Origin of the sequence: Aestuariivirga sp. (assembly GCF_041738905.1) — a bacterium.
In the GTDB taxonomy this organism is placed as follows: domain Bacteria; phylum Pseudomonadota; class Alphaproteobacteria; order Rhizobiales; family Aestuariivirgaceae; genus Aestuariivirga.
The window spans coordinates 24931-38408 of sequence record NZ_JBGSOZ010000088.1; the positions used below are offsets into that span (position 1 = coordinate 24931).

The 13478-nt window shown below is 61.5% G+C and carries 15 protein-coding genes; 10 read left to right on the plus strand and 5 right to left on the minus strand.

Features of this window, described 5'->3' with window-relative positions; genetic code table 11:
• Nucleotides 1–15: 15 nt before the first annotated feature.
• Nucleotides 16–195: a hypothetical protein gene (locus ACEW8Q_RS07835; RefSeq protein ID WP_373503496.1), complete on the plus strand. Its 180-nt coding sequence runs from the start codon at nt 16–18 to the stop codon at nt 193–195.
• A 122-nt stretch (nt 196–317) separates the two neighbouring features.
• On the opposite strand, the gene ACEW8Q_RS07840 is transcribed toward ACEW8Q_RS07835, so the two are convergent.
• Nucleotides 318–980, minus strand: a complete 663-nt coding sequence (locus ACEW8Q_RS07840; RefSeq protein WP_373503497.1) for a hypothetical protein — start codon at nt 978–980, stop codon at nt 318–320.
• A 247-nt stretch (nt 981–1227) separates the two neighbouring features.
• Between ACEW8Q_RS07840 and recQ the strand changes: the two genes are divergently transcribed.
• Nucleotides 1228–3036 carry a DNA helicase RecQ gene (recQ, locus tag ACEW8Q_RS07845; RefSeq protein WP_373503498.1) on the plus strand — a complete coding sequence of 603 codons (1809 nt, stop codon included), beginning with the start codon at nt 1228–1230 and terminating at the stop codon, nt 3034–3036.
• A gap of 59 nt (nt 3037–3095) precedes the next feature.
• A complete protein-coding gene (locus tag ACEW8Q_RS07850; RefSeq protein ID WP_373503499.1) occupies nt 3096–4457 on the plus strand; it encodes an MATE family efflux transporter in 1362 nt (453 codons plus the stop codon).
• Between the two features lie 12 nt (nt 4458–4469).
• On the opposite strand, the gene ACEW8Q_RS07855 is transcribed toward ACEW8Q_RS07850, so the two are convergent.
• The 3 genes from ACEW8Q_RS07855 to ACEW8Q_RS07865 form a co-directional block, all read right to left on the minus strand.
• On the minus strand, nt 4470–4847 hold the full coding sequence (locus ACEW8Q_RS07855) for a YkgJ family cysteine cluster protein (protein ID WP_373503500.1): 378 nt from the start codon (nt 4845–4847) through the stop codon (nt 4470–4472).
• A gap of 32 nt (nt 4848–4879) precedes the next feature.
• Entirely contained in the window at nt 4880–5824 is a 945-nt protein-coding gene (gene gcvA, locus ACEW8Q_RS07860) for a transcriptional regulator GcvA (protein ID WP_373503501.1), read from the minus strand.
• A 416-nt stretch (nt 5825–6240) separates the two neighbouring features.
• The gene (locus tag ACEW8Q_RS07865; RefSeq protein WP_373503502.1) at nt 6241–6633 is read right to left on the minus strand and encodes a RidA family protein; all 393 of its coding nucleotides are present in this window, start codon (nt 6631–6633) and stop codon (nt 6241–6243) included.
• 141 nt (nt 6634–6774) lie between these two features.
• Between ACEW8Q_RS07865 and ACEW8Q_RS07870 the strand changes: the two genes are divergently transcribed.
• The 4 genes from ACEW8Q_RS07870 to ACEW8Q_RS07885 all read left to right on the plus strand — a co-directional run bounded on the left by ACEW8Q_RS07870 (nt 6775) and on the right by ACEW8Q_RS07885 (nt 11365).
• On the plus strand, nt 6775–7263 hold the full coding sequence (locus ACEW8Q_RS07870; RefSeq protein WP_373503503.1) for a single-stranded DNA-binding protein: 489 nt from the start codon (nt 6775–6777) through the stop codon (nt 7261–7263).
• Between the two features lie 159 nt (nt 7264–7422).
• A complete protein-coding gene (gyrA, locus tag ACEW8Q_RS07875) occupies nt 7423–10140 on the plus strand; it encodes a DNA gyrase subunit A (protein ID WP_373503504.1) in 2718 nt (905 codons plus the stop codon).
• Nucleotides 10140–10757 (plus strand): LysE family translocator, encoded by a 618-nt coding sequence (locus tag ACEW8Q_RS07880; protein WP_373503505.1) that lies wholly within the window; start codon nt 10140–10142, stop codon nt 10755–10757. Before gyrA ends, ACEW8Q_RS07880 begins: the two co-directional genes overlap by 1 nt.
• Nucleotides 10754–11365 carry a LysE family translocator gene (locus tag ACEW8Q_RS07885; RefSeq protein ID WP_373503506.1) on the plus strand — a complete coding sequence of 204 codons (612 nt, stop codon included), beginning with the start codon at nt 10754–10756 and terminating at the stop codon, nt 11363–11365. Before ACEW8Q_RS07880 ends, ACEW8Q_RS07885 begins: the two co-directional genes overlap by 4 nt.
• A 17-nt stretch (nt 11366–11382) precedes the next feature.
• Here the strand turns inward: ACEW8Q_RS07885 and ACEW8Q_RS07890 are convergent, their stop codons facing one another.
• Complete coding sequence (locus tag ACEW8Q_RS07890) at nt 11383–11805, minus strand: VOC family protein (RefSeq protein WP_373503507.1); 423 nt, start codon at nt 11803–11805, stop codon at nt 11383–11385.
• Between the two features lie 85 nt (nt 11806–11890).
• Here ACEW8Q_RS07890 and coaD point away from each other — a divergent pair, with 85 nt between their 5' ends.
• From coaD to ACEW8Q_RS07905, 3 genes are all read left to right on the plus strand, one after another.
• Nucleotides 11891–12391: a pantetheine-phosphate adenylyltransferase gene (coaD, locus tag ACEW8Q_RS07895; RefSeq protein WP_373503508.1), complete on the plus strand. Its 501-nt coding sequence runs from the start codon at nt 11891–11893 to the stop codon at nt 12389–12391.
• Between the two features lie 89 nt (nt 12392–12480).
• Complete coding sequence (locus ACEW8Q_RS07900; protein WP_373503509.1) at nt 12481–12993, plus strand: peptidylprolyl isomerase; 513 nt, start codon at nt 12481–12483, stop codon at nt 12991–12993.
• Nucleotides 12993–13478, plus strand: a complete 486-nt coding sequence (locus tag ACEW8Q_RS07905) for a peptidylprolyl isomerase (RefSeq protein WP_373503510.1) — start codon at nt 12993–12995, stop codon at nt 13476–13478. Before ACEW8Q_RS07900 ends, ACEW8Q_RS07905 begins: the two co-directional genes overlap by 1 nt.

Here is a 13478-nt window from a genome sequence, read left to right on the forward strand (position 1 = left end):
GGATGGACGGGGTTTATGTCAGCAGATACGGTCAGCGGGTGTCAGCAGTTCGAAGGTATCCACATGTTCCTGCGCAGCCTTGCCATGTTGTGCCTGCTTGTCTCAACCACGGAAGCGGTGAACGACATCGGGTTGCTAGAAGGCTCCAGCTTGCACCCTGATGTTTCGGATTCACTGACAAAAGGCAATGCCTAAGCGCTCGAAGCCCGCATCAATCCGTGCTACCTGCAGGGCGACTGACCCGGACGTCCACACCTATCGGGAAGCATGTCGCGTACCGACCGTTTTCGCAACGGCTCGTCTGGAGACGGGTTTACCTACGTATTGCCTCTCAATTGCTGGCAATAGGCCAAAGTCCCGTTGTTGATGGCGCTATCAGGCGGAACGACATACAGCTTCATTTCCCGGTAACTCCAGCCGAAGAGCTGGCCGTCTTTGAAGGCCATCAGATGAAGATCGAATTGGAACTCTTCGCCCTTGATGCCCAAGGAATGCCAGAATGAAAACCGAACCACGCAATCCGGCTGCATCGCTGCCAAGGCTTCCGACTGTTGATGGTTCGACCACCAGGCTGCCACAAGCAGGCTCGTGGCGACTGTCGCATTGCTCCCAATGGACCAGACCAGTGATGGACAAGACTTGCAATAGAGCTTCCATGAAAGAACAATTGCAAGCCCCATGGCCGAGCCGATAAGTAGTGGTAGCCAAAGGAATTTCAGGAAAAAAATAACAATGCCAGAGCCGTCAGCATCGCGAGTGGAGGGTTCAACAAAACGAGAATACTTGGGCCATACACAATCGCTGCGGCCATCACGTAAGCCGGAATGAGCTGTAAAAGAACAGTTCGAGTCGGGCCAAGGCCTCCATCTCTGCCAACTTTGTTCAGCATGGGCCAGAGCAGGTACGCCCAAAAGGCCAATCCTGGCATTACGGGGATCGCCATGACAAGGATCGCCATGCTTATCGAGAATGCTGACCACTCGCCACCCATTGGAGCAGCTTAGCCATGAGATCGGAACATTTCATCGGAAAAAGTTCCGTAGCGAAATCTCGCACATGGTGTTTGGCACTCACGCGACCAGCTTGAGCATCGCGATCCCCGCTCCCGGCAGGGAACGCATGTATCATCGCAACGAAGAGAACAGCAAGCAGGACGTCAGTGGGCGTGACTTCCACGAATCAGGCGGAGGCAGCTAAAGCTCGCATCGATTGAGGACAAATGCCCAAGTGACCAAGCACGACGTTCTGCGCCAGACCTTCGGCTACGAGACCTTCCGGCCGGGGCAGGAGGAGATCGTCGATACGCTGCTCGACGGGCGGAACGTGCTGGCGGTGATGCCGACGGGCTCGGGCAAGTCGCTGTGCTATCAGGTGCCGGCGCTGGTGAAGGGGGGGCTGTCCATCGTCGTCTCGCCGCTGGTGGCTCTGATGCAGGACCAGGTGGCCGCCCTGAAGCTTGCGGGCGTGGCGGCCGAAAGCATCAATTCGTCCTTCACCCGCGAGGACAACGTCTCGATCTGGCGCAAGGTGGCCTCGGGCGAAGTCACGCTTCTCTACCTCTCACCCGAGCGCCTGATGACCGAGCGCATGATCTCGGCGTTGCAGAAGCTCGATATCCGCCTGATCGCCATCGACGAGGCGCATTGCATCTCGCAATGGGGGGCGAGCTTCCGGCCGGAGTACGACATGCTGCAAAGCCTGAAGGAAGTCTTTCCGGGCATTCCCATCGGTGCCTTCACGGCGACCGCCGACGAGGTCACTCGCCGCGACATCGTGCAGAAGATCTTCGGCGGGAATGCGGAGATGTTCGTCTCCGGCTTCGACCGCCCGAACATCCGCCTGAGCGTCGAACCGAAGGCGACGCCCAAGCAGCAGCTTCTGGATTTCCTCGATGGACGCAAGGGCCAGTCGGGCATCGTCTATGCGCTGTCGCGAAAGTCGACCGAGGAACTCGCAGCACACCTCGTGTCCAAGGGCTATCGCGCCATCGCCTATCACGCCGGCATGAGTGCGGACGACCGTGCCGAGGCGCAGAACCTCTTCATGGCGGAGAAGGGCATCATCGTCTGCGCCACCATCGCCTTTGGCATGGGGATCGACAAGCCAGACGTGCGCTTCGTCTTCCACGCCGACCTGCCTTCGTCCCTCGATGCCTACTATCAGGAGATCGGACGGGCGGGCCGCGACGGCAATCCGGCGGATGCCCAGATGGTCTATGGCCTGGGCGACATCCGCATGCGCCGCCAGTTCATTGACCAGGAGGAGGGCGGCGAGGAACGGAGGCGGCGAGAGCACAAGCGCCTCGACGCGCTGGTCGCCTATTGCGAGGCGCCCGAGTGCCGCAGGCAGAATCTCCTTCTTTATTTCGGCGAGGAGTCTCTGCCCTGCGGCAATTGCGATGTCTGTCTCGACCCCGCGCAACTGGTCGATGGAACGGCGGAAGCGCTCTGGGTGCTGGAGGCCGTGACGGCAACGGGTGAGCGCTTCGGGGCCGGCCATGTGAGCGACGTTCTCTCCGGCAAGGAGAATGAGAAAGCCACGCAACTTCGTCATACCGATCATCCTGTGTTCGGCATCGGCCGCGCCCATGGCCGCCAGCATTGGCAGTCGATGATCCGCCAGATGGTGGGCGGCGGCTTCCTGACGATCGACGTTGCGGGGTATGGAGGGATTTCGATTTCGTCCAAGGGCCGCGCGCTGATGAAGGGCGAGGGCGCGTTCCGGCACAGGCTCGATGTGATGCCGCGCTCGAAGAAGGCGGAACGGGCCAAACGCATGATCACGGCAGTGGCCGAAGGCGGCGTGTTGGACGAGCTGCTGCAGCGCCTGAAGGCACTCCGCGCCAAGCTCGCCCGCCAGCGCTCGGTCCCGGCCTATGTGATCTTCTCAGACCGGACCCTGATCGACATGGCCGCCAAGCGCCCCTTGACGCGCTGGGACTTCGGCGAGGTCCATGGCGTTGGTGAATCGAAGCTGCAGCAGTTCGCCGATGTGTTCCTCGGTGAAATCACCGGCTTCGTGCGCGAGAACGCCTGAGCGCCTGCCTTGCCCGTGGTGGCCGAAGCAGATAAGCGGGGCGCCGGAGGACCACAATCTTGAAACCGACCCGGCTTGCCGAAGCGAAGACGCTTCTCGTCATCGCGTTGCCGCTCGTCTTTGCCTATCTGGCGGACGTGCTCATGGTCGTGACCGCGAAGATGACGGTTGGCCAACTTGGCGCGCTTGAACTTGCCGCCGCCGGCATCTCGACCGACCTCTCGTATCAGATGTGCATCGTGCTGATGGGCTTCTTCTCCGTCGTCGGCGTGCTGGTGTCGGAGGCGATTGGCGCGGGTCGCAAGGGCGATGCGCTGCCCGAATTGATCCGTGGACTGATCCTTTCGAGCATCCTCGGGGTCATCGTGACGGCGGTCGTTCTCAATCTCGATCTCGTGTTGAATGCCTTCGGGCAGGATGCCGAGGTGATCCGCATGTCGGCGCCTTACTATTTCAACTTTGCCTTCGCCATGCTGCCGATCATCTGGTTCGGCGTGCTCCGGAGTTTCGCAGCCGCCATGATGCGCACGGGCTTCGTCATGGGCATCACCATCTTCACGGTGGTCCTCAACTACATTCTCATGCAGGGTCTAGTGCACGGCGGTTATGGCCTGCCGGCACTGGGCATCAGTGGCGCCGGTCTCGCCTGGTCGATCTCGATGTGGTTCAAGTGCCTCTGCCTTGCCGCCTATACGCTGTGGCTGGTGCGCCGCCAGAAGCTTGCCGCGCGCGGCTGGAGCAGGGGCGGGGCGAGGGCCTATTTTCCCCTCATGCGGCTCGGTTTCCCGGTGGCTGGCGTTGTGGCGCTGGAGTCCGGCCTGTTCGCAGCAACGGCTCTTCTTTCCGGAATCATGGGGCCTGTAGAGCTTGCGGCCTACCAGATGGTGATGGGCTGGATCGCCATTCCCTTCGTCATCTCGCTTGGAATCTCGGAGGCCGCGATGGTGCGCGTAGCCTATTACATCGGTGCCGACGATCCGGCGGCCGCCCGTCAGTCCGGCAATCTGGGCATGGTCATCGGTGTCGCCGTGCCGTTTGTGCTGGTGCTGATCCCGGTTTTGGCACCAGGTGTCGTGTCGCGCATCTTCCTTGATCCGTCCGACCCGCGCTACGCTGAAATCGCGGCGCTGGTCGCCATCCTGCTGATCATCGCCGCCGTGTTCCAGGTCTTCGACAGCTTGCAGGTCATTGCCTCCCATGCGTTGCGCGGATTGAGGGATGCGACCGTGCCGCTGGTCATCGCCGGGTTCGGCTACTGGATCGTCGGCATGGGGCTGGCCTATCTCTTCGGCTTCACCTTCGGCTGGGGCGCACCCGGCATGTGGGCAGGCCTCGCCATCGGCCTCGCCTTCACCGCCTCGCTTCTGGCGTGGCGCTTCGAACTTCTGGCAAAGCGGGGCGTATATTTTCCCGCGCAGTGAGAGAGACGACGGTCAATTCGCCGAATGGTCGGTCGTGGAAATGAATGTCTCGTCTTCCTGTCCATCGCGCTCGAAGGTGAGGAAGTCGTAGTAGCCGCAGCGGCCTTCGCCGGGAAACACGCGGCAGATTGAAGGCCGGGCCTCGTAGATTCCGCAGCAGCGCTTCTCCTGGTCGAAGAACTGGCAGATCTTGCCATAGTGCTCGTCGGCCTTGCGGCGCAGCACCCGCTTGTAGCCGTGGGCGGCCTTGAAATACCTCTTCTCGGCGGCGGCGAGCGTCACGCCGAAATGCTTGGCGATCCGAAGTGCGTCGCGGTCCTTCACTTCGATGACCGGGTAGGAGCAGCAATAACCGGGGCACTTGGAACAGTCGTATTTCTTGCGGGGCATCCGTCTCGAATCCGTAAAAACTTCGGGAAACGCTATGCGGTCGCGGGCTTGGCCGCAACGGTCGGCAGGCGCTGGCCGGTCAATTGCGCGAATTTCTTGTTGGTATCCGCGATTTCGCTCATCAGCCATTCACGGAAGGCCCGTGCGGTGACCGTTTCCTTCATGCCCTTGCCGCGTACGATCCAGTAGTGCCAGTGGTCGCGCATGTCGAAATTGAAGGGCCGCACCAGCCAGCCTTCAAGCAGCGCATCGGTGCAAAGGATCTGGTCGCTCAGGGCAAAGCCCTGACCGGCTTCGGCGGCCTCGATGGCGAGGTGGTTCTGAAACACTGTGCCGCGCCAGTCTTCGACACCAGTCACGCCGGCCGCCTCCAGCCAGTCTGCCCACCACTGCTTGCGCGATTCATGGAGCAGGTTGTAGTCCGCGAGATCGGCGGGCTTCAGCTGTTTGCCCTTGAGCAGGTCAGGAGCGGCCACCGGAAAGATCACGGCGTCGGTGAGTTTCAGCGCCTCGACGTCATCCCAGTTGCCGGCGCCATAGCGAATCCCCACATCTGCCTCGCCGGAGCGGAAATCCGCCAGCTTGGAATTGGGGTCGATCGAGAGTTCGATATCGGGATGGAGATCGTTGAAGCGTCCCAGCCGCGGCACCAGCCAGCGAGACGCGATGGAGGGCTCGACGGTGACTTTCAGCTGGCGGACATCGCCCACGGCGGCGGCCTCCCGCGTTGCTTCCGCCAACTGGTCGAACAGGGGCGTGAGCCGGGAGGCATAACGCTCGCCCGCGTCCGTCAGGTCGACGCCGCGTCCGGTGCGGATGAAGAGTTGCGTACCGAGCCATTCCTCGAGGTCGCGGACATGCCGGCTGATCGCCGCATGGGTGACGAAAAGCTCGGCGGCGGCATCGGTGAAGCTTTCCAGCCGGGCGGCGGCTTCGAAGGCCTTGAGCGCATTGAGTGAGGGGAGGCGGCGCCCCATGTTTCAACCCTGTGAGTTTTTGTTACAGGTACCGTAGGTTATTGCCGTTTGTGTTGCAAGAGCGAAAAGACCATATTGCAGTCATTGAACAGAAGCCCTTGAGGGCCAAAGGAGATACACTATGAACTGGATTGTCGACACATATTCAAACGTTTACTCGACTGCCATGATGCAGTCACACGACTCGAAGCAGAATGCTGCACCTGCGAAGGAGCGAGTCAATGTCAAGCGTTCTGCGTTGTTCGGATTCTTCGGCCGCCGCTGAGGCGCACCGTTTTCAGCGGCTCCGGCTCATGTGGCCGGGGCCGCTGCCACAGGCCCAGCCGCCTGCGAGGCTGTTTCAAACGGCATGTCCCAAAACAGTTTTCAGATGACCTGACTCCGGGATCTTCCGGCATCGGGGATATGGAACAGATTTATGCCGCCGGTGCCGCAGCCACCAGATCGACTTCCACCACCAGCCGCTCATCCGCCAGTCCTGCAACGACCAGAAGCGTTGCGGCGGGCTTGTGGCCCTTCAGCATGCGGTCGCGCGCCTCCCGGTAGATGCCGAGATGTGCGCGGTCGGTGATGTAGACGTGGCCATCGACGATGTGGGTGTGGTCCATGCCGGCCGCCGCCAGAACGGCCAGGGCATTGTCCCAGGCGAGTTGGTGCTGGCGGGCCACGTCAGTCGGAATCTCACCTGTGACGGTGACACCCACTTGGCCTGAGACGTGCACGATGCGGCTGCCCGGGGCGACCTCGATCCCTTGGGCGTATTGTGAGAGGGGTTTGGGGGCATCGGCCGTTTCGATGGTTTTCAGCATGGGGAACCTCCGTTTTGGCGATCATATATGCCTTGAAGCAGAACAAAAAGCGAACTATACATCGTGTGGATAAGGTGCCCGCCGCAGGTGTACCCATGCGCGGCTTTGACTAGGGTGCCCGCAATCACAGGAGTTGGTGTCATGGCAGGATCGGTGAACAAGGTCATTCTGGTGGGTAATCTGGGCAAGGACCCGGAAGTCCGCCACACGCAAGATGGCAAGCCGATTGTCAATCTGAGCATCGCCACGTCTGAAACCTGGCGCGATCGCAACTCTGGCGAACGCAAGGAAAAGACCGAGTGGCATCGGGTCGTGATCTTCAGCGAGGGCCTTGCCAAGGTGGCCGAGCAATATCTGAAGAAGGGCTCGACGGTTTATATCGAAGGCCAGTTGCAGACCCGGAAGTGGACCGACAAGGACGGCGTCGAGAAGTACTCGACGGAAGTCGTTCTCCAGGGGTTCAACAGCGTGCTGACGATGATCGGCGGACGTCCCGGATCGGGCGAGGGTTCCTCCCCGATGGGTGGCGACGAGTTCGGTCAGTCGAGCCCGATGGGCCGTCCGCGCGCGGCTGCTCCCGGCAAGTCCCAGACCTTTGCCCGCGACCTGGACGACGAGGTTCCGTTCTAGCCCTTGCGAAGCATTTCCGGTCGGGCATTTTTCGCCGGAAAATCAACTGTTTTCGTTGTATCGGCGGGGCTCCCATCCTAGATTGGGAAGACCGCCGAATCGTCGTGTCCGGAGCCCCGATTCCGTGCGGTTTTCGACTGAGGTTTGAGAAGGTTTTCAGTGGCCGATAACGACGACCAGAAGGGTGCGCCCGCGCCCGTCAACCCCTCCGAGATTTCGCCCATCTCCATCGAAGAGGAAATGCGCAAAAGCTATCTCGACTACGCCATGAGCGTGATCGTGAGCCGCGCGCTACCCGACGTGCGCGATGGACTGAAGCCGGTGCATCGCCGCATTCTTTTCTCGATGAACGAGAACGGCTATGACTGGAACAAGCCCTATCGCAAGTCGGCTCGCATCGTCGGCGACGTCATCGGTAAGTATCACCCGCACGGCGACCAGTCGATTTATGACGCGCTCGTCCGCATGGCGCAGGAGTTCTCGCTCCGTCTTCCGCTGATCGACGGCCAAGGCAATTTCGGCTCGGTTGACGGAGATCCGCCGGCGGCCATGCGTTACACCGAATCCCGCATGGCGAAGGTCGCGCATTCATTGCTCGACGATATCGACAAGAACACCGTCGACTTCCAGCCCAACTACGACAATTCCGAACGCGAGCCGACGGTCCTTCCCGCGCGCTTCCCCAATCTGCTTGTCAATGGCTCCGGCGGCATCGCGGTCGGCATGGCCACCAACATGGCGCCGCATAATCTGGGCGAAGTGATCGACGCCTGCATTGCGGTGATGGAAAATCCCGCAGTCGGCATTGACGACCTGATCGACATCATGCCGGGGCCGGATTTTCCCACCGGCGCCTTGATCCTCGGCCGCACCGGCATCAAGTCGGCCTTCCATACCGGGCGCGGCTCTGTCGTCATGCGCGCCAAGGTCCACACCGAGGAGATCCGCAAGGACCGCGAGGCCCTGATCGTCACCGAGATTCCCTATCAGGTGAACAAGGCGATGATGATCGAGCGGATCGCCGACCTTGTCCGCGAGAAGAAGCTCGAAGGCATTTCCGACATTCGTGACGAGTCCGACCGCCAGGGCATGCGCGTCGTCATCGAGATCAAGCGCGACGCGATGGCCGACATCGTGCTGAACCAGCTCTATCGCTTCACGCCGCTGCAATCGACCTTCGGCATCAACAATGTCTGCCTCACCGGTGGGCGCCCCGAACTGATGAACCTGAAGGACCTGCTGCAGGCCTTCATCGCCTTTCGCGAGGAAGTGGTCACCCGCCGCACCAAGTTCCTGCTCACCAAGGCGCGTGACCGCGCGCATATCTTGGTGGGCCTTGCCATCGCGGTTGCCAACATCGACGAGGTCATAGCCCTCATCCGTCGATCGAAGGACACGGCAGAGGCGCGCGAAGCGCTGATGGGTCGCGAATGGCCGGCGAAGGACATGGCGCCGCTGATCGCGCTCATCGCCGATCCGCGCCACACTCTCACGCCCGAAGGTAATTATCGCCTGTCGGATGAACAGGCCCGCGCCATTCTGGAACTGCGCCTCGCACGCCTCACCGCCCTTGGCCGCGACGAGATCGCCGAGGAACTCGAAAAGCTCGCCACCGAGATTGCCGACTATCTCGAAATCCTGCGCTCACGCGCGCGCGTGATGACGATCATCAAGGACGAGCTCACCGCCATCAAGACCGAGTTCGCAACGCCCCGCCGCACCGTCATCGTCGAGAACGACGGTGAGGTGGAAGATGAAGACCTCATCCAGCGCGAGGACATGGTGGTGACGGTGAGCCACGCTGGCTACGTCAAGCGCGTGCCGCTCTCCACCTACCGGGCTCAGCGCCGCGGGGGCAAGGGGCGCGCGGGCATGCAGACGAAGGACGAGGATTTCGTCACCAAGCTATTCGTCGCCAACACGCACACGCCGATCCTGTTCTTCTCGTCCGCCGGCATGGTCTACCGCATGAAGGTGTGGCGTCTGCCCGTCGGCAATCCGCAATCAAAGGGGAAGGCGCTCATCAACCTGCTTCCGCTGGAACAGGGCGAGCGCATCACAACCATTTTGCCGATGCCTGAGGAAGGCTCGAACGGCGGCACCATGCAGCTGATGTTCGCGACGAAGTCGGGAACCGTCCGCCGCAACGAGATGTCGGACTTCGAGAGCATCAACCGCGCCGGCAAGATTGCCATGAAGCTCGACGAGGGCGACATGATCGCCGGCGTCGAGATCTGCACCGATGCGGACGATGTGCAGCTCACCACCGCGCAAGGCCAGTGCATACGCTTTGAAGTGAGCGATGTCCGTGTGTTCAAGGGCCGCGATTCAACCGGCGTGCGCGGCATCAGGCTGGAGGAGGGCGATCACGTCATCTCGATGTCGATCCTCCGCCATGTCGAGGCAACCCCGGAGGAACGTGCGGCCTTCATCAAGATGTCGCGCGCCGTTGCGGGCGAGGAAGCCGACCAGGCTGTATCGGGTGCCGACGAAGAGGCAGCCGCCGAAACCAATCTCAGCCAGGAGCGCTATGTGGAACTGGGGGCCGCCGAGCAGATCATCCTCACGGTGTCCTCCAATGGCTACGGCAAGCGCACGTCGTCCTACGAGTACCGCGTGACGGGACGTGGCGGCAAAGGCATCGTCGCCATGGCGGTGAACGAGCGCAACGGGCCGTTGGTGGCCAGCTTCCCGGTCGAGAACGGCGACCAGATCATGCTGGTGACCGACGGCGGCCAGTTGATCCGTTGCCCCGTCCACGACATCCGCAAGGCGGGCCGCTCCACGCAAGGCGTCATCGTCATCGACGTGGCGGATGACGAGCATGTGGTTTCCGTCGAGCACATCACGGAGGAAGAGGAAGGCAGCGAGGGCTGATGGCCCCCGAAATTCTCCTCGCTTTCGCCGGCGCCTGTTCGCTGCTGTTTCTCAAGCCCGGTCCCGCCATGTCGGTGATCGTGGCGAATTCGGTCGGCTATGGCGTGCGCGGCGGCCTCGTGTCCGTCGGCGGAAACGTCCTGGGTTTCGTGCTCCTGCTGACCATCGTCGGCTTCGGTTTGTCGTGGATCGCCGAGACCATGCGGAACTGGTTCGACTGGATCAGGCTGGGCGGTGCTATCTATCTCATCTGGCTTGGCGTCAGCCGGTTGAGGTCCGCCGGGCGGCTGACTTCATATGGTGAGAACCCTACGGGCGAACTCTTCCGAGATGGATTTCTGGTCGCCGTCGCCAACCCGGAAGTCCTGCTGTTCCTCGCGGCGTTCCTGCCGCCTTTCGTTGATCCTCAACAACCCGCGGCTCCTCAAATTCTGGCGCTTGCCGCCATCTTCATCGCCGTCAGCGCCATCGCGGGAAGCTTGCTTGCCGTGCTGGCCGGGCAGGCGCGGCAGTTCCTGTCGGGCGGCAGGTTGACGCTGATCGACTTTCTTTCCGGGGGCTTGCTTGTGGTGGCCGGTCTGTGGCTAGCTTGGCCTTCGCTGGAGTCACTCACATGACGCTCGAATCCTTTCTCGCATTCTGTGCCGCCGCCGCTGCGCTGGCCTTCGTGCCGGGCCCCACTGTGACAGTCATCATCGCCAACAGCCTGCGCTTCGGTTCGCGTGCCGGGATGATGAATGTGCTTGGAACGCAAGCCGGGTTCGTCATCTGGCTCGCCGTTGCGGCACTGGGACTCGGTGCTGCCATCCAGCTGATGGGCATCTGGTTCGATGTGCTCCGTTATGCGGGCGCGGCCTACCTCGTGTGGCTGGCGATCAAGTTGTTCCGCTCCAAGGGCGATCTTGCAATAGCGGTGGACAGGGCGCGGCCCAAGGGCAGCTTCTTCCTGCAGGGCTTCATCGTCATCATCTCCAACCCCAAGATGCTGGTTCTGTTCGGAGCGATGATCCCGCCGTTCATCACGCCCGGCGGCGATCCGATGCAGCAGATTGTCCTGCTCGGTTTCACCTTCATGGCGATCGCCGCGGTCGGAGACACGGCCTATGCACTCATGGCGGGCAAGGCGGGGTCTTTCCTGTCGCGTTCACGCATCAGGGCGCTTGAAATCGCCAGCGGCTGCTTCCTCATGGGCGGCGGCATCTGGATGGCCCTGAGAGGCCGGTGAGAAAACGTTGATTCGGCTTAGCCTTGGCCGAGCTTGGCAGCCAGTTCCATGTCCCAAAAGGCCGCCTCGATCTTGTTGCCGTCAGGATCTCGGACGAAACACCCGTAAAAGGGTTCTCCATACTCGGGACGCGGGCCGGGTTTGCCATCGGGTGCAGCGTGATGGGCGATGGCCGCCTGATAAAAGGCATCAACCTCAGCCTTTGAATTCGCCATGAATCCCACATGCACGCCGTTTCCAATGGTGGCTGGTTTCCCGTCATGCGGCGCGCAGATCCAGAATTCCGGAAAGCTTTTCCCGAATGCCGCAGCCTCCGGATGTTCCATGATGAGCTTGCAGCCAATGGTGGCCAGGACGGTCTCATAGAAATGCTTGGCGCGTCGATAGTCGTTCGTGCCGAGCGAAACATGTGAAATGCAGGACGGATTGTTGTCGGTCATCGGTGTTCTCCTGTTGTTTCCATGATCAAAGCAAGTGGTCCTGACAGGTTGCGGCAGCAGGGGGCAGGGAGTAAGAAATGAAGCCATGGCACGCACCGGCTTTTACCCAGGCTCCTTCGACCCTGTCACCTATGGCCATCTCGATATCATCGCGCGGGCTGCCCGCGTGGTCGATAAACTTGTGCTGGGCGTAGGCGTTCACCACGGCAAGCAGGCCCTGATTGACGCTGATACCCGCATCCACCTGCTGGAACAGGTGACGCGGCCTATCGCCGAGCATACGGGCGTCAAGATCGTGGTCGTCACCTTCGATGGACTGGCCGTCGATGCCGCCCGCCGCAATCATGCGGGCCTCATCATCCGCGGCCTGCGCGATGCCTCGGACTTCGACTACGAGGTCCAGATGGGCCAGATGAACGGCGCAATGGCGCCCGATATCGAAACCGTCTTCCTCGCCGCGTCTCCCGCCACCCGCATGATCGCCTCGTCCCTGGTAAAGCAGATTGCGAAGATGGGCGGCGACATCACGCTCTTCATCCCGAAAGAAGCGCAGGACGTGGTCGCAAGGGCGCTCAAGACGTCCTGATCGACAGGTTTGCCGTCTTCCGCGTCATCGCATTGACATTTTGTTGCGGTGCCGTCAGGAGAACGTCAACGATAGCAATGGGAGTCACCATGATCAGGAAACTGGCCCTGGCCGCAATCGCGGCGGGCCTCATCGCAACACCGGCGCTCGCCGCCGGGAAGCTCAAGGTCGAGACCAGCAAGGGCTGTTCTTTCGTCATCACGCTCCGGGCCGACCTGGCGCCGAAGCATGTAGCGCAGATCACCAAGCTGGCGAAGTCGGGCTTTTATGACGACATCGTCTTCCACCGCGTGATCGACGGTTTCATGGCCCAGACCGGTGACCCGACGGGTACCGGCATGGGCGGCTCGAACGAGCCCGACATCAAGGCCGAGTTCTCCAAGGAGAACTTTGGCCGCGGCACGGTCGGCATGGCCCGCTCCAGCGACCCGGACTCCGGCAACAGCCAGTTCTTCGTGATGTTCGCCGATGGCGGCTTCCTCAACGGGCAGTACACCGTCTGGGGTCAGGTTGACGAGAAGGGCATGGCCTGCGTCGACCAGATTGAACGCGGCGAACCGCCCGCAAACCCCGACAAGATGACAAAGGTTACAGTGCAATAATGGCCGATCTCGAAAACACTCTCATTCTCGACATTGCAAACGCCAAGGGCGAGCCCAAGGGCCGCGTGACGATCGAACTCCGTCCCGACCTCGCTCCGAACCACGTCAACCAGATCAAGTCCCTGGCGCGCGAAGGCTTTTACGACAATGTGGTGTTCCACCGCGTGATCGAAGGCTTCATGGCACAGGGCGGCGACCCGACCGGAACCGGCATGGGCGGCTCCAAGAAGCCGAACCTGAAGCAGGAATTCTCGAAGGAACCGCACGTGCGCGGCACCTGCTCGATGGCCCGTTCGCAGAACCCGGATTCGGCCAACAGCCAGTTCTTCATCTGCTTCGGCGATGCCGGATTCCTTGACCGTCAGTACACGGTCTGGGGCAAGGTGACGGAAGGCATGGACGTGGTCGACGGCATCAAGCGCGGCGAACCGGTGCGCGAGCCCGACAAGATCGCCAAGATGCAGGTCGCAGCCGACGCAAAGTAA